General features: G+C 38.8%; 18 protein-coding genes. 15 read left to right on the top strand and 3 right to left on the bottom strand.

Annotated features, from left to right (window positions below; genetic code table 11):
* Window positions 1-121: 121 nt before the first annotated feature.
* Window positions 122-2,131, bottom strand: coding sequence for a DNA polymerase III subunit gamma/tau (dnaX, locus tag J2Y37_RS02015; protein WP_349031676.1), 2,010 nt, complete (start codon window positions 2,129-2,131; stop codon window positions 122-124).
* A 194-nt stretch (window positions 2,132-2,325) separates the two neighbouring features.
* Here dnaX and J2Y37_RS02010 point away from each other — a divergent pair, with 194 nt between their 5' ends.
* The 10 genes from J2Y37_RS02010 to J2Y37_RS01965 all read left to right on the top strand — a co-directional run bounded on the left by J2Y37_RS02010 (window position 2,326) and on the right by J2Y37_RS01965 (window position 12,918).
* The gene (locus J2Y37_RS02010; protein ID WP_349031675.1) at window positions 2,326-3,489 is read left to right on the top strand and encodes a cupin domain-containing protein; all 1,164 of its coding nucleotides are present in this window, start codon (window positions 2,326-2,328) and stop codon (window positions 3,487-3,489) included.
* Between the two features lie 229 nt (window positions 3,490-3,718).
* Window positions 3,719-4,771 carry a linear amide C-N hydrolase gene (locus tag J2Y37_RS02005; protein WP_349031674.1) on the top strand — a complete coding sequence of 351 codons (1,053 nt, stop codon included), beginning with the start codon at window positions 3,719-3,721 and terminating at the stop codon, window positions 4,769-4,771.
* A 38-nt stretch (window positions 4,772-4,809) separates the two neighbouring features.
* The gene (locus J2Y37_RS02000) at window positions 4,810-5,325 is read left to right on the top strand and encodes a hypothetical protein (protein ID WP_349031673.1); all 516 of its coding nucleotides are present in this window, start codon (window positions 4,810-4,812) and stop codon (window positions 5,323-5,325) included.
* 390 nt (window positions 5,326-5,715) lie between these two features.
* Entirely contained in the window at window positions 5,716-6,282 is a 567-nt protein-coding gene (locus tag J2Y37_RS01995) for a TetR/AcrR family transcriptional regulator (protein ID WP_121929240.1), read from the top strand.
* Between the two features lie 536 nt (window positions 6,283-6,818).
* Window positions 6,819-7,139 carry a metalloregulator ArsR/SmtB family transcription factor gene (locus J2Y37_RS01990; protein WP_004670843.1) on the top strand — a complete coding sequence of 107 codons (321 nt, stop codon included), beginning with the start codon at window positions 6,819-6,821 and terminating at the stop codon, window positions 7,137-7,139.
* 73 nt (window positions 7,140-7,212) lie between these two features.
* Complete coding sequence (gene sulP / locus J2Y37_RS01985) at window positions 7,213-8,925, top strand: sulfate permease (RefSeq protein ID WP_349031672.1); 1,713 nt, start codon at window positions 7,213-7,215, stop codon at window positions 8,923-8,925.
* Window positions 8,926-9,110: 185 nt separating this feature from the next.
* Window positions 9,111-10,313: a serine/threonine transporter SstT gene (gene sstT / locus J2Y37_RS01980; RefSeq protein WP_004670840.1), complete on the top strand. Its 1,203-nt coding sequence runs from the start codon at window positions 9,111-9,113 to the stop codon at window positions 10,311-10,313.
* A gap of 6 nt (window positions 10,314-10,319) precedes the next feature.
* Window positions 10,320-11,000 carry a YoaK family protein gene (locus tag J2Y37_RS01975; RefSeq protein WP_004670837.1) on the top strand — a complete coding sequence of 227 codons (681 nt, stop codon included), beginning with the start codon at window positions 10,320-10,322 and terminating at the stop codon, window positions 10,998-11,000.
* Window positions 11,001-11,003: 3 nt separating this feature from the next.
* Window positions 11,004-11,546, top strand: coding sequence for a DUF2058 domain-containing protein (locus J2Y37_RS01970; RefSeq protein ID WP_349031671.1), 543 nt, complete (start codon window positions 11,004-11,006; stop codon window positions 11,544-11,546).
* Window positions 11,547-11,661: 115 nt separating this feature from the next.
* Window positions 11,662-12,918 (top strand): mechanosensitive ion channel domain-containing protein, encoded by a 1,257-nt coding sequence (locus J2Y37_RS01965; protein ID WP_241322323.1) that lies wholly within the window; start codon window positions 11,662-11,664, stop codon window positions 12,916-12,918.
* A gap of 625 nt (window positions 12,919-13,543) precedes the next feature.
* Here the strand turns inward: J2Y37_RS01965 and J2Y37_RS01960 are convergent.
* Window positions 13,544-15,400, bottom strand: coding sequence for a hypothetical protein (locus J2Y37_RS01960; RefSeq protein WP_349031670.1), 1,857 nt, complete (start codon window positions 15,398-15,400; stop codon window positions 13,544-13,546).
* 178 nt (window positions 15,401-15,578) lie between these two features.
* Between J2Y37_RS01960 and J2Y37_RS01955 the strand changes: the two genes are divergently transcribed.
* From J2Y37_RS01955 to putP, 5 genes are all read left to right on the top strand, one after another.
* Window positions 15,579-17,426 carry an ABC transporter ATP-binding protein gene (locus tag J2Y37_RS01955; protein WP_349031669.1) on the top strand — a complete coding sequence of 616 codons (1,848 nt, stop codon included), beginning with the start codon at window positions 15,579-15,581 and terminating at the stop codon, window positions 17,424-17,426.
* On the top strand, window positions 17,426-17,866 hold the full coding sequence (locus J2Y37_RS01950) for a MaoC family dehydratase (protein ID WP_004670825.1): 441 nt from the start codon (window positions 17,426-17,428) through the stop codon (window positions 17,864-17,866). Before J2Y37_RS01955 ends, J2Y37_RS01950 begins: the two co-directional genes overlap by 1 nt.
* A gap of 115 nt (window positions 17,867-17,981) precedes the next feature.
* Window positions 17,982-19,007, top strand: a complete 1,026-nt coding sequence (locus J2Y37_RS01945) for an AraC family transcriptional regulator (RefSeq protein ID WP_004670823.1) — start codon at window positions 17,982-17,984, stop codon at window positions 19,005-19,007.
* A gap of 91 nt (window positions 19,008-19,098) precedes the next feature.
* On the top strand, window positions 19,099-19,473 hold the full coding sequence (gene gcvH, locus J2Y37_RS01940; protein ID WP_004670821.1) for a glycine cleavage system protein GcvH: 375 nt from the start codon (window positions 19,099-19,101) through the stop codon (window positions 19,471-19,473).
* A gap of 573 nt (window positions 19,474-20,046) precedes the next feature.
* Window positions 20,047-21,543, top strand: coding sequence for a sodium/proline symporter PutP (gene putP, locus J2Y37_RS01935; RefSeq protein ID WP_004670819.1), 1,497 nt, complete (start codon window positions 20,047-20,049; stop codon window positions 21,541-21,543).
* Between the two features lie 46 nt (window positions 21,544-21,589).
* Here the strand turns inward: putP and J2Y37_RS01930 are convergent, their stop codons facing one another.
* A complete protein-coding gene (locus J2Y37_RS01930) occupies window positions 21,590-22,081 on the bottom strand; it encodes an Lrp/AsnC ligand binding domain-containing protein (RefSeq protein ID WP_004670817.1) in 492 nt (163 codons plus the stop codon).
* Window positions 22,082-22,139: the final 58 nt, after the last annotated feature.

Genomic DNA, 22,139 nt, shown 5'->3' with positions numbered 1-22,139 from the left:
AACAAAACCTTAAGTTTAATTCCGCCACTCGAGTCTTGCGCTCAGACAAAGCTGAGTTTAGTTCCGCCAGTCGAGCCTTGCTCTCGTCTTGCTCTCGGACAAAGCGTTGCTTTGTCCTCACTCAGGACTTCAATTGGATATTATGTAGTTCTGCGTCAAAAGTCTCAATCAAGCTTTTGATGGTTGGTTCATGCTGCAATAATTCCACTGCTCGATTAAAGGCTTTTTCTTTACGCTGATTTTGTATCGCCAATGGCGTATTGGAGTGAACCTCCCCATACTGCACATCGAACTGGGTATTTGGCCATTGCGAGTTGAGTGCATCCTCTAAACCATGTTGTAACTGCGATAGCATTCCCTCGTATTCTTGAGGAATATGAAAAATCGACACACCATTAATTTGCCCTTGCATGACTCCATGCTGGGCTAACTCCTGAACGGCTGGAGAAAGTTGACTGGTTCTAAACCAGTACTCCCATTTCTCTAGATTCCACTCACCTTCTAACACCTGTTCATGGAGCTTTAGAATGTCTTGTGGCATCAAATCCGTTGCTTCAACAGCAGCTTGTTGAATATCAGTCGCAACCTCGGCAGGTTGTGCTGTAACTTGCTCGACCGCAACAACTTCATCGAACAACTCAGACTCGACCTGTAAACAATTCTGTTCAATCTCTTGATGTACAATTTGATCTGTCTGCGCTTTTGGCTCTACAGGAAAAATAAGCACATCATCAAATGCTGCAATATCAGACTGGTGATTTTGTTGATCGGAGACACTGTCTATTCCGATAAGCTGTCCATCTGCTGCATCGAAAACCATGACCTCAAGATCTTCCTGCACGATTGATTCAGGTTCAGGTTCAGGTTCAGGTTCAGGTTCAGGTTGAACGCTAACGACTTCTTGCTGAACAACAAGTTGCTCTTCGACTACAGCTCCTTGTTGCAACTGCTGAGTATCTGATGAGATTTTTTCAGCCGAAACCACAGTTTTTGGGGATTGCTCAACATGATGTGGGTTTGTTTCAACAACAGTGATCTCACCCACAGATAAAGGTCTAAATGCGAGCAAGCGTAATACGCACATTTCAAAGCCTTGCTCTTGTGTTACTGCAAGTTGTAGATCAGCACGCCCCTTGCATGCAATTTGATAATAAAGTTGTAAATCTTGAGCTGAAAGCAATTTTGAGAGTTGCAGAATTTTCTGATTAATTTCTTCACTATATTTCAATGCAAGATCAGGTAAATACTGTAACAATGCCAATTCATGCAATGTTGAAACTAACTGATCTAGGACCAAAGATACGTCTAATGCTTGCTGTCTAAATTGCAAAAGCAACTGACTGACTCGGGCTTGTTGGTTTTGATGAATCGCCAAAATCAAATCATAAATAATCGTACGGTCAATCAAACCAAGCATGTCTTTAACATCTTGGTGGTGAACAGCACCCTGACCATAGGCAATCGCTTGATCCGTTAAGGAAAGCGCATCACGCACAGAACCTTGTGCCGATTCAGCAATTTGCCAAATAGCATCTTGATCAGCATCGATATGTTCTTTATTCAAAATCTCAGTGAGATGCGTAGTAATTTCATCGACAGCCAATGGGCGCAAGGTAAATTGCAAACAACGAGAAATTACGGTAATCGGTAATTTTTGCGGATCAGTGGTCGCAAATAAAAACTTCACATGTTCAGGTGGTTCTTCCAATGTCTTTAACAACGCATTAAATGAATGCGTTGAAAGCATATGAACCTCATCGATCAGATAAACCTTAAACCGTCCTTGAGTCGGAGCATAAGGAACATTATCAAGAAGTTCACGTGTGTCCTCAACCTTGGTGCGTGATGCAGCATCGATTTCGATTAAATCAATAAAACGACCTTCATTGACAGCTTTACACGTTGCACAAACTTCGCATGGCGTAGAGGTTACCCCAGTCTCACAATTTAAACACTTGGCTAAAATACGGGCAATCGTCGTCTTCCCGACCCCACGCGTCCCTGTAAACAAGTAAGCATGGTGCAAACGCCCACGTTCTAACGCGCTCGTTAAAGCACGAGAAACATGGTTTTGCCCCACTAACTCATTGAAATTACGTGGACGGTATTTTCTTGCCAGTACTTGATACATGTATGCTCCCTTTTTGCATCTTAAGCATACTGTTTTTTTGAAAGGACTGTAAACGAATCTGCTTCTAATTGATCAAGATTAAATACATTCCTGCATTATTTATTTCCATACCGATTACAACGCCGCAACACTTGCGCCAATATTCAACTCCATAGACAATACGCAACAAATTTATATATTTTGGCTTGCTCCCTATGTCTCAAGAATCTTTAACGGTTTTAGGCGGTATCACCGCAGAACAGTTTTTAACTGAATATTGGCAAAAAAAACCTTTGCTGGTGCGTAACGCAATGCCTGAAATTGTCGGTCTATTAGAACCAGACGATGTAAAAGAACTTGCTTTGGAAGAAGATGTCACTGCTCGCCTGATTCGTCAAAAGAATAAAAATCCAAATGAATGGCATGTAAAGTCTTCTCCGCTCACCAAAGGTGATTTTCAAAAATTACCGAATCTATGGACATTATTAGTTCAAGCGGTTGATCATTATTCATTTGATATCGCTGAACTCTGGAAAAAATTTCCTTTTATTCCCCAATGGCGCCGTGATGACATCATGGTGTCTTATGCACCACAAGGTGGTTCAGTCGGCAAGCATTTTGATTTTTATGATGTCTTTTTGGTGCAAGGTCATGGTCATCGCCGCTGGCAACTCGGTCAAATGTGTGATGAATCTACAGCATTTGTTCCAGATCAGCCTTTAAAACTATTAGCTGAAATGGATATTCATTTTGATGAAGTGCTTGCTCCAGGTGATTTACTTTATGTACCACCAGGTCTTTCACATTACGGTGTCGCAGAAGATGATTGTTTAACCTTCTCTTTCGGTTTCCGTATGCCAAACCTCTCAGAGATGATTGATCAAGTCAGCGATAAATTTGCAGAAAACGAGATACTCAAAAAACCATTGCTTGATATTAAACGCCAACAGGCTGCTCAAGTGGGTGAAATTAACGATACTGAATTTTCATACTTAAAAACTCAACTACTTGACTATCTCACTCAAGCACCAGAGTTCGACGCTGCGATCATGTCTTATATGAGTGAATCAAACTATCCAAACAATATTCCAGAACCAGAGGAAATTGAAGCCAATGATTTGACAGAAATCATTGGTACAGGATTCCAGTTGATCCTTGAACCCGCATCGAGACTACTTTATAGACAACAAGGTGACTCTCTAGACTTTTGGGCAAATGGCGAAAACGTCTGTGTTTCCAAGACCTTTGAAAATTACTTAAAGCAAGTCGCAGATGGTGAAAGCTTAATATTTGATGAACAGTTCAATCAAACTGAAATACTCGAAGATGTCGCTCAACTGCTAAATAATGCGATTGTGATGTTATTACCGCCAAACTAATCCTTTTATTGATACTTCCAAGATAATTAACTTCAATATGTGAAAATATATTAAATTAACCTTTTCACTACAGTCGGTTAATTATACTTGGAAATATCAAAGTGATTATTTTTATAACAATTACATTTTAATGATTGAATACCAATAAAAAATTTATAAACTACTTATTAATAATTTAAAAATATATCTTTCTTTTAAATAAATTTTTGACAAAAAACGGAGCCAAAACATGTTTAAAAAAACATTATTTTGTTCATTTATCGCTTCTTCATTATTTTTACAAACTGTTCAGGCCTGTACCAGAGCTGTGTATTTGGGCAATGACAATCATGTCATCACTGCTCGCTCTATGGACTGGAAAGTCGATGTCGGTAGCAATCTATGGATCATGCCCAGTGGTGTAAATCGAGATAGTAATGCAGGTCCAAAATCACTAAAATGGAAATCAAAATATGGCAGCGTAATCGCCTCTGGTTATGATGTTTCCACCACAGATGGAATGAATGAAGTTGGTCTTGTCGCGAATGTGCTCTGGTTAGTTGAGTCTCAATATCCAGACTCAAAAAAATCAAATAAACCGCACTTGAGTATTTCAGCATGGGCACAGTACGTACTCGATAATTATGCGACTGTTGCTGAAGCCGTTACAGCATTGGAAAAAGAACCTTTTATCATCATTACCGATAATGTACCCGGTGAACAACGCCTAACAACGCTCCACTTATCACTTTCTGATAAAACTGGTGATAGTGCAATCATTGAATACATCAATGGAAAACAGGTCATTCACCACAATAAAAAATATCAAGTGATGACGAATTCTCCAACCTTTGATCAGCAACTTGCTCTCAATACTTATTGGCAACAAATTGGTGGAACAGTGATGCTACCCGGCACCAATAGAGCCGCAGATCGCTTTGCGCGAGCCTCTTTTTACATCAATGCCATTCCTAAAAACAATAACCCGAAAGAAGCGATCGCCTCGGTATTTAGTGTTATTCGCAATGCATCCGTACCATTTGGTTTAAATACAGCCGAAGAACCGAATATCTCCTCAACCCGCTGGAGAACAGTTGCAGATCACAAGCAACAACTTTATTTCTTTGAATCAGCTGTTTCCCCGAATGTTTTTTGGATTGATTTAAAGAAAATCAATTTTAAAGATGGTGTTACACGTAAACTTGATCTTGGAAGTGATCAACAAAATACCTTTGCTGGTGACGCAACCAGTCAGTTCAAAATCTCAAAACCATTTGAATTTCTTGGTTCAGCATCACATTAATAACCGCCTAGACGTGGAATAAATAAGAGACCTTAAATATGAAAAAAGTACTGTGCTTACTTAGTATTGCTGTAATGACAAGTGGTTGTACAAGTTTGCAAAATTCGCAAACAACCACAACGGCTATTGATCATCTTGCTACTGCAGGTTCATTAAATTGTAAGAGCAATGAAATTTGCCCGAATGTGGTCGTTGAATGGGATAAACAACAAAAAGATCGACTAAAAGTTGATGTTGCGTTGACAAGTACTTATCAATATTACGATATAACAGCTATGACTTTCTTGGTGGATGGGAAGTCATTTAACTACCGTCCTACTGATAAAACTCAACAGAAATATATAAGTAAGCTTATTCCTAAGCACTCAGCCAATACCTTTGTTCTCCCAAGCTCGTTTCTTTATGAATTGAGAAGCGCGAAAAACGTTGAGCTATCCATTGAAACCGATAAAGGAATAATTCAACGCTCAGTATATACCCCGACGCAATCATCCACACTTTCCAAAAACTTCGCTCGACTCATTGCAACTCTGCCGAAACAGCAACCCCAATAAGCTCAGATAAAGATGATGGATCAGTTATTATCTATTGATAACTGACCATTTCAGCAATCAAGACCCAGTTGTTGAAATGATTATCATTTTTAATTAAATATTGTTTCTTCGCTATAATACCAAACAATAGAATCATTCGAAGCGTACTCATTTCAGCGCAATTTTCTATCTATTAATAACTACACTTTTTATAACCAAGTTTTATTCACATTATTAAATTCGTACTGCTCGTTTTAACTGATCACATGGGTGACTCATTTAAAAATCAATTAAATAAATAGTGTTATTTACCCCTATGATAATTTTTGAATAGCATGTAAAATATCCGCCAAAATTGCATAATGAAATGCAAAAAAATGCTCTTGATGGGGAGCGAACCCGAGGCGTTATATGTCAAAAAAAGAAGATATTATTAGCACAGCATTAAGACTATTTAACTCGCATAGCTACAACTCGGTTGGGGTCGATCGAATTATCAGCGAGTCAAACGTTGCAAAAATGACTTTCTATAAATATTTTCCATCTAAGGAAAAGCTGATTCAAGAATGTCTCATCCAGCGCAACCAAAATCTCCAAGCTTCGCTAAACATCGCCTTAAGCAAAGGCGATCCAACCGACCATATGGGGCAGCTCAAAACGATTTTTGAATGGTATGCCGCATGGTTCAATACCGAAGATTTTAATGGATGCATGTTTCAAAAAGCGCTTGAAGAAGTGATCAAAATCTACCCTTCAACCTTAGAACCTGCAACTCAATATAAAATTTGGTTAACTGCCTTAATTCAAGGTTTACTTGAAAATATAGGAATTCAAACACCAATCCACCTCGCAACGCTCATTGTCAGTATTTTAGACGGTATGACGATTCAAGCGCATGTGAATAAAAACTCTGTTGAAATGAACGAGTATTGGAAGCGTGTTGAACACTTGATTAACTTTGAACAAACACTTGCATAAATAATCTTATCCCTTTACCAGTAAAGGGATAACTATATAAAGTAATGAAATAATTGAATAAAAAAATAAAGCGTGATTTATAATTTTTTTTCTGGCTCACGCTTGCGTCTAAATTTAGTTAATAATAACTATTATTACCCTCTGGCGGTCGTGTTTTCACAGTTCCGATCCTTTTTATGCAGACAGATTCTTCTGTCCTAAGCCCAATTGTATACACTTTTATTTGAAGTACAATCAATTTTTAACTTTTTTTAATATTCATTAGTTATATTAATCACTTAATTTTATTGTGTAGTAAACTTTAAAAATCATACCTCATAGACATGATTTTTGATTCTATTTTGCCTCGCAACCATCAAATGTTAATTAGTCGACATTTATTAAAAAAAAAGCTAAATCATTAACATAATTGCTTATGCTTATAACTTTTGCTTATATACCTTGTCATTAAAAACCATTGTGATTATTCAGTTTTACAACAATTCTTTCTATTACCCATCTTATACTTGGGTCGGTTTTCTGGTGACGAGTGAAATATGCAAAAAAATCTTGAAATTGAAGCGATGAGAGCATCTGCGGGTAATGTTGTTAATGTACTCAAATCTCTAGCAAATACTGATCGGTTGATTATTTTGTGTCATTTAACTCAAAAAGAACTTAACGTCACACAAATTGCTGAACTCACAAACATTGTTCAACCCACCCTTTCACAACAATTGATGATGCTACGCAAAAGCAATGTTGTTTCTACACGTCGTGATGGCAAACAAATTTTTTATTCAATTCTTGATCCAAAGCTAAATATCATCTTGAATACCTTGTATGAGCATTATTGCCCAAAACCAGAACAATCATAGGGAAAACAAGCACTCGTTTCTTTAGCATTTTTTCTGCATAATATATACGAATTTATGCTTTAAAATGTTAGACATGAAAAAGTTAAATCAAGGCCTCTCTGTACTGTTTCCTGCAAGAAAATGGTTACGCAACTATCAGCTCCCCAGTTTTAGGTCTGATTTAACTGCCGCTTTAATTGTTTTGGCTATGCTTGTTCCTCAAGGTATGGCTTATGCCATGTTGGCGGGCTTGCCACCAGTCATGGGAATATACGCCAGTATATTGCCGATGATCATCTATGCATTTACGGGCAGTAGCTCCACACTGTCGATTGGTCCTGTTGCCATTATTTCCATGATGGTTTTCGCAGCATTAAACCCACTCTTTACAGTTGGTTCAGCAGCCTATATAGAAGCTGCTTGTCTTTTGGCGGTCTTAGTGGGTGTGATATCACTCATTTTAGGTCTATTTCGTTTTGGTTTTTTAATTCAATTGATTAGCCATCCCGTTATTCAAAGCTTCATCATTGCATCTGCATTATTGATCGCACTCGGGCAATTCAAGTTTTTACTCGATATCCCCTTGCAAGCAAATAATATCCCTGAGTTTTTTGTTAGTCTATCTCAACACTTCGATAAGATAAGTCTTACAAATCTCGGTTCTGGAATTACAGCGATTGGCATACTCATTTTATTGCCCAAGTTTATTCAATCTCATTTTATAAATAAAATTATTCCTCTACTGCTTCTACTCTTATCAATCGTGTTTATTTCTGCCTTAGGGGGAGATCACTATGGTATTCAAACTGTTGGAGCGATTCCCTCTGCTTTACCAAGTTTTCATTTTCCAACATGGAACTTGACTTTGGTTCAACAGCTACTCCCTAGTGCTTTTATGATTGCAATGATTAGTTTTATTGAGTCCTTGGCAATAGCCCAAGCAACTGCTTTGCAAAAGCGTGATGATTTAAACAGCAATCAAGAGTTGATCGCATTAGGTTTGGCAAATATTGCAGCAGGTATAAATTCAGGCTTTGCTGTTTCAGGCAGTTTATCTAGAACGGTGGTCAATGCTGATGCAGGTGCAAAAACGCCGATCTCTGGTGTGCTTTCTTCATTATTAATGATCCTCGTAAGCTTATATTTTACAGGTCTATTTGAAAATCTACCTTTAGCCGTTTTAGCTGCCACCATTTTTGTTTCAATATGGAAACTTGTCACACTGACACCTTTTATTGATACATGGCGATATTCAAAAGCGGATGGTCTTGCGATGTGGGCAACGTTCTTGGGTGTGACCTGCATTGATATTTCGACTGGGCTTATTATTGGTATTGTTTTAACTTTTATCTTATTACTCTGGCGAATTAGCCGTCCACATATTGCAGTGATTGGTTTAATCGAAGGCACTCAGCACTTTAGAAATGTGTCGCGATATGATGTCATAACAACACCAAACGTTGTGGCATTTCGTGTTGATGAAAATCTTAGTTTTTTAAATGCACATATTTTGAAAGGTCATGTGATTACTGAGCTTAGCCAAAACCCACAGATACAACATGTCGTCATCAATTGCTCAAGTATCAGTAATATTGACCTCAGTGCACTGGAAATGTTGAAAGATCTAAACCAAGAATTATCACAATTACAGATCCAGCTGCACCTCTCAGAAGTAAAAGGACCAGTAATCGATAAGCTGTCCAAATCCGAGCTGGTAAAGGAGTTGAATGGCCGAATATTTCTATCACACTACCAAGCAATACAAGCGCTTTCCCCTCAACCTCAAGCCGAAACAAAAACTTTATAGCTGTTTTTTCGCTCAAAAGGATATCGTATATTTATATAAAATACTTTTAAAAAACATTACGTTATTTTTTACAGTATTTTTAAAGTAATGCGGTAGTAAAAAAAATTTTAATATTCACAGCGCTTAGGTATAGAATACGGCGCTTGTTTAACCTTAAATCGTGCATAGGTTTATAAGGCCTTCATATGTTTAATGTATTGTCTCGCTTAAGTTTAGTTAGCAAAATTATTATCGCTATTTTTTTAGGGATTGGCGTGGCATTGCTATTCCCTACTTTCACACCTTATCTAAGTTTATTAGGTGAGTTATTTATTAAGGCCTTGAAATCTGTTGCACCAATTTTAGTTTTTGTACTCGTACTTTCTTCAATTGCAAACTTTCAAGTGGGTCAAAATTCTAATTTAAGACCTGTCATGACCTTGTATGTACTCGGCATGCTGTTCGCTGCATTTAGTGCTGTCATTGCAAGCATCATGTTCCCTAGTCAGCTTTTTTTGAACATCGCGGCCCAGTCTGAATTACAAGCACCTGGTAATCTTGCTGAGATCTTAAAGAACTTACTGCTTAGCTTTATTGCCAACCCTGTACAGGCAATCAGTGATGCTAATTTTATTGGTATCTTGGCTTGGGCAATTGGTTTAGGTTTAGCACTGCGCCACAGTTCTGAATCAACAAAACAAGTATTAACCGATGTTTCCAATGCTGTGAATAAAATCATTCATATCGTGATTAGTTTTGCGCCAGTCGGTATTTTTGGCTTAGTTGCAGTGACCTTTGCTGAAGCTGGTTTTGCAACGTTGACAAGCTATGCACATTTATTGATGGTATTGATCGGCACAATGATTTTTGTTGCGCTGGTGATCAATCCAATTCTTGTTGCGATTACAATGCGCGCCAATCCCTATCCGCTCGTGTTTATCTGTTTGAAAGAAAGTGGGATTACTGCCTTCTTTACGCGTAGTTCAGCTGCAAATATTCCTGTGAACTTAGACCTTGCACGACGTTTAGGTGTCAATGAAGCAACTGCAGGTGTTTCCATTCCACTTGGTGCTACAATTAACATGGCGGGTGCTGCCGTTACCGTGACGGTATTAACACTCGCTGCTGTAAATACGCTCGGTATTCAAGTCGATCTCAGCACAATGATTATTTTGTCTGTTGTTGCAGCAATATCTGCTTGTGGTGCATCTGGCGTAGCAGGTGGTTCATTATTGCTTATCCCCGTTGCTTGTAGCTTGTTTGGTATATCAACAGAAGTTGCTATGCAGGTTGTCGCAATTGGTATGATCATTAGTGTATTGCAAGATTCAACCGAGACAGCACTCAACTCATCAACAGATGTTTTATTCACTGCTGCTGTAGATTTCAGAGACCGTCTAGACTCATAGGTTTATATGCCACTTCAACGTTTACCAAATTGGATTCAACTGGGTGCTTTTTTATTGGCATTGAATGCAGGGATGGTGAACGTTTTGGGTTTATTCACTCTCCTGCACCAATCCGTTTCTCATATGACCGGTAATGTCAGCTTACTGGCGATGAATGTACTCGATTGGCAACCAGATCATCTGATTTACCTTGGCTTAGTGGTAATATGCTTTGTAGTTGGCTCATTTTATAGTGGTCTAATTCTTGGAAATGGCAATCTTGCGCTAGGGCGACATTATGGATTTCCACTGAGCTTAGTCGCCATTTTTCTGTTTTTAACGTGGTTGCTCATCCCCTATTTTCCTCGCTATGGCTTACTCTGGGCCTGCGTAGCGATGGGCGTACAAAATGCAATGGTCAGCCACTATAAAGGCGCGATTATTCGTACCACCCATTTATCTGGTGTATTAACCGATATTGGCTTAGCGCTCGGCTACAAAGCACGTGGGTTAACAGTCGAAAGACGGCGTATTTTGCTACACTTACTCATCTTTACTGGATTTTTAGCAGGCGGACTCATTGCGAGTGTGCTGTATCCATATTTAAACTTACAAACCTTTCTTATCCCAACGGCTTTAAGCTTAGCGATGAGTATGGCATATTGGATTTATTATTTTCGTTCTTCATCAAACTTAAATTTGGATTGAATCATGGTTAAAAATGCATTGCAGGCTCAGTTATTAAAAGCGGGTTTGGTCGACAATAAAAAAGCGAAAAAATTAACCAAACAAGTGCAACATGAACAACGTACTGGGCAGAATGATGATGCAACATTCAAAGCGGATATAGATCGCGCAAAGCAAGAAAAATTAGCCAAAGACCAAGCACTAAACTCAGAAAAGCAACGAATTTTGGAAGAAAAAGCCCTAAAAGCTTCAATTATCCAAATGATCAAACAGCACAAAGTACAGCAAACCGAAGGCGATATTGCTTATCAATTTATTGACGAAAATAAGATTAAGAAAATCTACCTTGCTCAACAAGTTTATAACGCACTGGTCTCTGGCTCTCTAGTCATTGCAAAAGATCAAGACAGTTATGCTTGTCTTCCTAAAGAATTAGCCGAGAAGATTGACCAGAAAATGCAAGGATTCATCTTAGTCAACAACAATACTGAAAATAACAATAGTCAGACTACAGATGAAGAAGATCCATACGCAGCCTATGTCATTCCTGATGATTTGATGTGGTAAATCATTTGACTCTGTAAAAACGCCTTACAGATCGTATATAAACTGTGATTAAAAATAACTAAAGCCCTATTACAGCTTACAATTCGCTATTAAAGAATTTTAAGGTGTTTGGGTTTTGGATTATTTAAATTTTATACGCGATATTAGAGCTGAATTAAGCCATTTTCCTTGGCTTGAAATGCTACTTGCTCTGATCGTTCTAATTTTATTCGCAGCACTGGCAAATTTCATTGCGAAAAGAATTATTGTTCGTGGTATACGCCATTTAATCACTAAGTTTAAATCTCCAAATCAAGCGATCTTCTCACAGCATAGTGTGACTCGTCGTTTTGCCAATATCGTGCCTGCAATTGTGATTATGAATGGGATCTCCTCAGTCCCACATCTCCCAGAGAAAGTAATCAGCCTTGTGCAAATGGGTGCTCAGGCCTTTATTTTCCTCACTATCGCACTCTCGATCAGTGAAGCGCTCAACATCTTCAACCTCGTCTATCAGCGTAACCCTAAATCAAGAAATAAACCCATCAAAGGTTATTTGCAACTGGTTAAGTTGGTCTTGTTTGTGGTTTGTGGGCTATTAATTTTAGGTACTTTCCTTAAAAGAGATGTCTTCACCTTACTTGCTGGTTTCGGGGCAATGGCAGCGGTATTAATGCTGGTGTTCCAAAACACGATTCTTTCTTTGGTCGCCAGTGTACAAATCACATCTTACGATATGGTTCGTATCGGCGACTGGATTGAAATGCCGTCTTTAAATGCTGATGGTGACGTCATTGATATGTCATTACATACCGTGACTGTTCAGAACTTTGATAAAACCTTCACCACCATTCCAACCAATAAGCTAGTAACGGATACCTTTCGGAATTGGCGCGGAATGAGCAACTCAGGTTGTCGTCGTATGAAGCGCTCACTTTTTCTTGATCAAAGTAGCGTACATTTTATGAGTGATGAAGAACAGCAAAAACTCAAAGACTTTTTACTGTTAGATCAATATCTTGATGCAAAGAAATCTGAAATTGAGGAGTTCAATAATCATTTAACCAATCATTCTCGATATAACCAGAGACGTTTAACCAACTTGGGAACGTTTCGGGCTTATGTTGAGTTCTACTTACGTCAGCACCACGGGATTGCCCAAAATCAAACAATTTTGGTTCGCCAGTTACAACCAACAAGTGAGGGCTTACCTTTAGAGATTTATGCATTTACCAACACGATTGCATGGGCATCTTATGAGGCAATTCAATCTGATATTTTCGATCATCTAATTGCTATTGTTCCTGAGTTTGGTTTAAGAATTTATCAAGCACCATCAGGACATGATTTACAAGCATTTAGACAACAAGCAAGCACTGAAAAGCTCACTTAAATCAATACGCATAAAAACTGCAATGGCTTGAAGTTCTCACCCGACCCAAATAAATGGACAGACACAGAACTCTCAAGCCATCGAGGTATAGATAAAAATTTTATAGCGACAACTAGGTATAGCTATACTTAAGCCTATTTTCTCTAGTTATCTATTTTAAAAATGTTCAAATTTTATAAAATCATTTGGTCCACTTAAGTAGATTCAAATTAAATTCCGACGCCAACAAATATGCTGCCATCATCAAGGCTAGTGAAATAGTAATTAAAACGATATCAATAGATGGAGCACCACGAATAAGAAAAAATATACTTGCGATGAACAACAAACAAACACTTAAATTGCCGACTTTTTTTAACATTTAACATCCATATAATCGTGAAGCACATCACAATTATTGCCGTTTTATAAGCATAGTTCTAGTATTATTATCGCTTTATTGTGACCGCTCATCATATCGCTGTACTAAAACTTTGCATCACCCCCTCCCATCATCTGGTTTTTCAAATAGATAGCCCTGTTCAAACTTAAAACAAGTAGCAAAGTGCACACTATTATTTTTTACTATGCGATCGGTAAATGATGATTAAAAAGCCTTTATATGAAGGCTTTTTAATTGACTCTCTTATAAATAAATTTCAGGAGGATACGGAGTATCATCAGCAATTGGGGAATAAAAGACTTCCCCTACAAAGAAGCCGTTTGGCGCTTGCCCGATATCAATGGTAATTGAATCCAACATCACTTGCGGATATGCCCAAATAAACTGCTTCATCAGTCCTAGTGGATCATTGTTCTGCATATCGCCAAAAATTCGCTGCCAGATGTGTACTTGATACGCTTTGCTAGCGTCAAATCCATAGAGATGTGCAATAGATGGATCAGGAACAAATCCCGATAAATAAGCAACTTTATCAATTGGATAATGAAGATCTTGAGTCGGTATCTCTGCCACAGCCTGATGTGCCAACTCTAATTTTGCCTCTAAAAGCCAATCATAGGCTTCAGTCATCATGTAATCAAAATGAGGATAAGCATAATGTTCGCGTGGATAGTTAATGTCCGTCGCAAGAGTTTCTATTGGTGTTCGAATCGTGGGAAAGAAAATTAATGGACAGACTAGAGCACTTGGATATTTTGCTTTGATCACAGCACGGATGTCCTGACATGTCTGACCCAACTTATTTCTTAACCACGTTTTGAACTCATCATACGGCGTACCTGTTTTATGCACAGCATCATAAATTGTTCCTAAGTCTGGTGCATATAATCCAGTATCAGCATTAAAGGCAAGTTTAGTCGGAAAATCATAAATACAAGGTAGATCTGTGCCTTGGTTATACCACCACCACGGCTCACCAATTTGCATATTTACCTCACACCCACCTATTGCCATCATATCTGCAAACTCGATAAATGCTTTATGTAGATAGGCTAGTGCATTTTGATCACATGGACTAAAAAAATAACTCGGGGGTTCATAACCCGTACGACCTAGATTGCTATTCCAATCTCGCTGCGCCCAAAACTCATTTGCACCCAATGAGTACATTTCAAAACTCACACCAAATACTGGCTGCATATCTGCATCATGTAGTGCTTGTGCAAAATGCTCATGCCATATCCGCGTACATGGATTCACCACATCTTCAAATGTCATAAGCGTATCTGGAATTTGCCACTTATTCAGATCATTTTTCCAAATTAACTCTGGATATTTGGACATACCACAATAATGATTCATAAAGCCGTGATAGCCCAAAGCTTTCATATTATCAACCAGCCGCTGAGGGTTTAAATCATAGTGGTCATCATAACTGGTACAGATACCATAATGATGCGGTGGCACAGATACTCGATTTAAAGTCAGCTTTGCATTTGGCCCTGTGGTGATAGAGTTGAATATGCGGATATAACCATCTTCAGCTTGAGCCAGTGGAAGTGTTGAATGTCCATTATATGTGGTTGTATAAGCAGAAAAGGAAATCCGCTGAATATTGGTGACCGGGAAATGGTCTGTGGCTGAGAAACCTGCTCTTACTGTGTCCCAATTGATCTGAATATGTGCTGATCGAGCCGTGGGTTGGTTGGCATAATTAAACAAAACAATATAAGCCACCTTATCTTCACCATGATCATGGTAATGGACCGTCAAAGTAGGTGTAAGTGTTTCATGATTAAGGGTTGGCATTGAAGCAGATAATTCAATATCAAAATCCCAAATCACCCCTGAGTAATCGTACTTAGTCTCGTATGCGAGAAATGTATGGTCTTTAGCATCATGAGAATCCCAGACAATACCTGCTAGATCAGTCGTGGTGCGAGATCGAAATAGTGCTTCAAAGCCATTCTGATAATTGGTGATCGCAAAAGACATGGTTTGTGGGCCATCAATCCGCCAGTATTTAGGGTGAAAACGATCAATCAATGAAGTTTCAATAATGAGATTAGAATCTTGTTGGTGTTCAAATTGTTTTTTCATGTCATATTTCTCAAGTGTTATATTTCATTAGTTTTTCATATTAGACAATAATAAATTTCAATCAACTTCAAGCTCGTTAGAATGCGTACAATTTCACTTTTCACATTTATTACATTAATTTTCTGCTATCCTATAATAACGATATGTTTATACTTTTTTAAACTTAGAGGAAGAAACAATGCTGCGATGGTTTGAGAAATTAGTCGACCCATATCCAAGCAAAGACTTAAACAAACCATTACCCACCACTTTCTTTGCATTTGTCTGGAAAGCGACGCAAGGCATTCGTCCCTATTTATTCTTACTGGTCGCCTGCACAGCCGCAGCAGCTTGTTTTGAAGCATTGTTCTTTTCTTATATCGGTAAATTGGTCGATTGGCTGAGCAACAGTCAACCCAATACATTTTTTGCGACCAATCAGCAAAATCTGACCATTCTAATCAGTATATTATTTGCCAATATTTTCTTTGTTAGCATTCAAGCTATTATTAAACATCAAGTTTTGTTTAGTAATTTTCCAATGCGTATGCGTTGGCGCTTTCATAATTTATTATTACAACAAAGCTTAGATTTTTTCCACACTGACTTTGCAGGACGTCTTTCAGCCAAAGTAATGCAAACAGCGTTAGCTGTACGCGAATTTTGGATGATTCTTGGCGATATGCTGGTTTATGTGGTTATTTATTTTATTACCATCAGTATTGTGCTTGGCTCTATATCGCCTATTTTGATCGTTCCCTTAATTATATGGTTAGTGTTGTTTATTGCGATTGCCAGTTATTTTATCCCACGTTTAGGCAAAGTATCTCAAGCGCAAGCAGATGCACGATCTATCATGACAGGCCGTATCACAGATGCCTACACCAATATTCAAACCGTAAAACTATTTGCACATGCAGGCCGTGAAAGCCAGTATGCCAAAGAATCCATGAAAGAATTTATGGAGACTGTTTATAAGCAAATGCGTTTAGGTGTGAAATACCAAATTAGTATTCGCCTGCTGAGTGCTTTTCTTTTTATTGGTGTTATTGGAACTTCTGTTTGGTTATGGACTCAAGGTCAAGCCGCGATCGGTGTAATAGCCGCAACAACTGCCATGGTATTGAAGCTTGATAGCCTAGCTGAATTTATCATGTGGCATATCACCATGCTCTTTGAAAATGTCGGTACCATTCAAGATGGTATGAAGACTTTAGGTAAACCAATTCAAATCCAAGACAAACAAGATGCCACTGAATTAAAAGTTCAACAGGGTGAAATTCGTTTTGAAAATGTGAGTTTTGCTTATAATCAGAAAAATGTGATTGATCACTTTAATTTAACCATCAAACCCGGCGAAAAAATCGGTATTGTGGGGCGTTCTGGCGCTGGTAAATCGACATTAATTCAACTACTACTGCATTTCTACCCGATTAATCAGGGCCGTATTTTGATTGATGGACAAGATATCCAAAACGTGACCCAAGATAGTTTACGTGCCAACATCGCATTAGTGACACAAGATACCTCTCTCTTGCATCGTACAGTGGCAGAGAATATTAAATATGGTCGTCCAAATGCGAGTGAGGCCGAAATTCAACAAGCGGTGAGAAAAGCTCGTGCTGAAGAGTTTATTCCTCAACTGAGTGACCAAAAAGGTCGTGTCGGATTTGATGCCTATGTCGGTGAGCGTGGTGTAAAACTTTCTGGTGGTCAACGTCAACGTATTGCCATTTCGCGTGTTTTTCTTAAAGATGCCCCTATTCTGGTTTTGGATGAAGCCACCAGTGCACTTGACTCTGAAGTTGAAGCCGCGATCCAATCTAGTTTAAATGACTTAATGGTTGGCAAAACGGTCATTGCAATTGCGCATCGTTTATCTACTATTGCACAAATGGACCGTCTCATCGTCCTTGATCAAGGCAGAATTGCTGAGCAAGGTACACATGAAGAACTGATAGCGAATGATGGTTTGTATGCCCAACTTTGGAAACGCCAAACAGGTGGCTTTTTAGTTGAACAAAGAGTGACTCAGGACACCGAATAATGTTGTATTTAGAAGATTTGAATATTGGTGATCGTTTCATCAGTCGTGAATATGAAATAACCCTTGAGGAAGTTAAACAATTTGCAGGTCAATTTGACCCTCAGCCTTTCCATTTAGATGCAGAGGCGGCAGCACAGCACCCTATCTTTCAAGGGTTAGCCGCTAGTGGATGGCATACTTCCGCTGTGGTGATGCGTTTATGGACTGAGTGTTTCCCAATCGCAGGCGGGTTATTGGGTACTGAATCTAGTCTACGCTGGCCCCGTCCCACCCGTGTTGGTGACAAAATCCATGTCGATGTTGAAATTACCGCCATTGTGCCCTCTAAAACTAAACTTGATCGTGGTATCGTTAGCTATGTCACACAAGCTTTGAACCAACACGGCGATGTGCTATTAATATCTACAACCAAAATTATGGTCTTTAGAAAACCAACTTGATTTTTGAGGATTAGGTGACTCTCTTGTCCAACAATTTTTATGATTCATTCTTTTATTTCATGCAAAGATGTTTGAAAAGTACTTGTAAAGATCGATGAGCCGCCACGGATAGCACATGAAAACGACCTCAACTCGACAAGATCAAGGAATACCAGGCGTCTATGGCTTATTGTTATTAGATGTTGTTTCACGCTGGGGCTATAGCGATGAAACTTTATTTGCTCCGTTTCACTTAACGAGCGAACAACTGGCTGATCCAAACTATCGAATTCCAACGCCGATTGCCAATGAATTGGTAAAGCATGCTTTACGCCTCACCGGTGAAAGTACACTTGGCTTTCATTTAGGTACGCAAATGCGTATCTCGATTCATGGCTTTATTGGTTATGCAATTATGACCGCCCATGACATCACTGATGCGATTGCACTTGCGAGCCGTTTTATTCAATTGCGTCTACCCTTTCTTCAACTTTATTTTTCTACTTTTGGCCCTAAAGCAACGTTACAACTACAATGTGACATTCAAGTTGAGCCTTTGCGAACTGAGATTATTCTAGGGCTAACCATCGGTATTATGACCATGGCTAAAGCTTTGACTGGAATCGAGGACTTAAGTGGTGAAGTTGATTTAGATTTCCCCGAACCAGATGGGTTTGATAAGTATCGTGACAAATTGACCAGTACGGTTCGCTTTAATCAGCCACATTTGATATCAAGTTTTGATAAAAAATATCTAGGCTTGAAAATGGTCAATGCAGATCCTATTGCCAGCCAAATTGCGATTAACCAGTGTGAAACTGAGTTATCTGCTTTGGGTGAACGTCGCCGTTTAGCGATGCGTGTCCGTGATATTCTGACCAACTCTGAACAGCACTATCTGAGTATCGAAAATGTGGCTGATCGTTTACATATGTCAGATCGCACATTGAAACGTCAGCTTGCAGCGGAAGGAACATCATTTTCAACCTTGGTGGATGAAGTGCGCTATCGTCATGCAACTTCCCTACTTTCACGAACAGACTATAGCCTAGAACAAATTGCTGATGAATTAGGTTATTCTGATGTTGCAAATTTTAGCCGTGCTTTTAAACGCTGGAGTGGTCGTAGTCCAAGTAACTGGCGTAAAGATCCGTATTTGTAATATCGGGCTTAATTGATAAAACTTTTGTTTTTAATCAAAACCCTGTATAAAACGAAATAAAAATGATGAGATGGATTATTAAGGAGTTGTCATGAATCATCCAGTAGATTTGAAGTATGCGCGTACACATGAGTGGGTAAGAATTGAAGGCGACTTAGTTGTGACAGGGATTACTGACCATGCACAAGATGAGTTGGGTGATTTAGTCTATGTGGAAACACCTGAACTTGATAGCCAAGTCACTGCAACAGAACAAGCGGGTATTGTTGAGTCTGTAAAAACCGCTTCAGATATTCACGCACCTGTTTCAGGCACAGTCGTTGAAGTAAATACTGATCTTGAAGATGATCCTGATTTTGTCAATGAAGATCCATACGGCAAAGGTTGGATCTATAAGATCAAACCAGACAATATGGCTGATGTTGAAAAACTTCTATCAAATGAAGAATACGAATCAGGTCTATAAGCCTTTATATAGACTGATCTATCAAAAAGCCTTGTTTAAATTAAACTAGGCTTTTTCATTAGAATTCAAAATCAATTGAAATTGCACCTACTTCTAAGCACAATTTTTTTAAGGCAAGATTTCTTCACTTTGCGACTGTAAATGGGTAGAAAATACCGTTTCATTGGCAAAACTGCTTAATATTCGCTGCTTTTTATAAGGGAATTTCTCTGAATCCCCACCTTTGTAACTTTATATTTCATATATTCCAGCTATATATCACTCCTTCAATACCATATTTTGATCATCTAAGCGTCTTTTTTGTAAATTTCCAAAATTATTTACTTATTTATTTATAGATAAAGCTAAATTTTTATCCAAAATCACTCGTTATTTTAAATTAAAAGCCTAATATTCAACCACCTATATTGATTTACACAAAGAATACAAATAACATACACGTCTATTACAGTGTTTCAAAAAACAATCGTGCTTGAATCTGTCACCTTATCAATCTTATTAGAATAGTAAATCATTTTTGGGCTATTCAGATGGGATTGTACCGTTATGGATATATAAGGATGAGCATCCATTATGAATTTCTCTAATCCCACTGTTGTTGTGTTCGTGGTATATATTATTGCCATGTTGGGTATAGGTTTATACGCCTATTTTTCTACCAAAAGTCTTGATGATTATATTCTTGGAGGACGAAGTTTAGGTAGTTTTGTCACCGCTTTATCGGCGGGTGCATCGGACATGAGTGGCTGGCTACTCATGGGTTTACCTGGCGCAATTTATCTGGCTGGACTATCTGAATCATGGATCGCGATCGGTTTGATTATTGGTGCGTGGCTCAACTGGTACCTCGTTGCAGGACGGTTACGTGTACATACCGAAGTGCAGAATAATGCCCTCACCCTACCTGATTATTTTACAGGTCGTTTTGATGATCAGAAAAAAATCTTACGCGTAACATCCGCATTGATTATTTTGGTCTTCTTCGCGATTTATTGTGCTTCTGGCATGGTCGCTGGTGCACGTTTGTTTGAAACATTGTTCGAATTACCGTATGGCACAGCCTTGATGTTAGGCGCATTTGCAACAATTGGTTATGTTTGTATTGGTGGGTTTTTGGCAATCAGTTGGACCGACACCTTCCAAGCAGGCTTGATGATTTTTGCATTACTACTACTCCCGATCATCACCTATCTCTCGTTGGATGCAGGCGCTGCTCAATTTACTGCTTTAGTTGAAACTGCACGTCCTCATGCTTATGACTTTGCTTCGAATTTAAGCTTAGTCGCGATACTTTCAGCAGCTGCTTGGGGCTTAGGCTATTTCGGGCAACCACATATCCTCGTTCGTTTTATGGCGGTCGACTCAGTTAAATCAATCCCTGCTGCTCGTCGTATCGGTATGACATGGATGATTTTATGTTTAGCGGGTGCAGTTGGTTCAGGTTTTGTTGGTATCGCATATTTCCAACAACATCCAGAACTTGCAGCAGCAGTAACTGCAAACCCTGAAACTGTGTTCATGGAACTGACCAAGATCTTATTCAATCCTTGGGTGGTTGGTATCGTCCTTGCCGCAATTTTATCTGCGGTAATGAGTACATTGAGTTGTCAATTATTGGTCTGCTCAAGTGCATTGACAGAGGATTTGTACAAAGGCTTGATCCGTAAAAATGCTTCGCAAAAAGAATTGATTTGGATTGGTCGTGCAATGGTATTTGCTGTCGCTATGCTTGCACTGCTCTTGGCACAAAACCCAGAAAGTAAAGTCCTCGGCTTAGTTGCTTATGCTTGGGCGGGCTTTGGTGCTGCATTTGGTCCACTGATTATTCTTTCATTGTTCTGGAAACGTATGACCTTGAACGGTGCGTTGACAGGTATGATCGTCGGCGCTGTGACGGTTATCGTTTGGAAAAACTTCTTTGGCGATACAGGCATCTATGAAATTATCCCTGGTTTCCTTTTCGCATTGATCAGTATCGTTGTGGTGAGCTTACTTGGTAAGGCACCAAACTCAAATGTAACAAGTCGCTTTGAACAAGCTGATGAGATTTACGCAAGAGAAATGAAATAATCATTTTAGATAAAATTTAAGGGGCTTAAGAGCCCCTTTTTTTGATTTAAAATTTACTTCTGGATTTGATTTTTATTTTAGAACTGTCCTTAATGACCTGCATCACAGGATAACTTCGCGTTTCTTTTACGCCCGGTAATTGCCATAAAATCTGACCCGCAATACGCCGAAATTCTTCCATTCCAGCACTACGCAACTTGATTAAAAAATCAAAGCCGCCACTGACCATATGACATTCGACGATTTCTTGATATTGCGTGACTGCGTCAATAAAATCCTCCAATACATTTGGCGTAGTTTTATCTAGCAGCACTTCAACAAAAACCAAAAAACTTGCATTGAGCTTATTGGGATTAAGCTTTGCCTCATAACCCAAGATAAATTCATCTTTCGTCAATTTCTGCACACGCGCCATCACGGCCGTTGGTGACAGATTCACTAACTCAGCTAATTTACTATTCGAAATCCTCCCATCTGTTTGAAGAATATCCAGAATTTTCAAATCAGTACGATCCAATGTATAAATAGGGCTATCCAACTGAGTTTTCCTCTAAAAAATGGGTCAATTATAGTGAGTTATTCGGGTTTTATTCTGT

The sequence above is a fragment of the Acinetobacter sp. 3657 genome (assembly GCF_031456775.1).
In the GTDB taxonomy this organism is placed as follows: domain Bacteria; phylum Pseudomonadota; class Gammaproteobacteria; order Pseudomonadales; family Moraxellaceae; genus Acinetobacter.
Note: the sequence above shows the minus strand (reverse complement) of the source record. Positions and strands in the feature narration are given on the sequence as shown.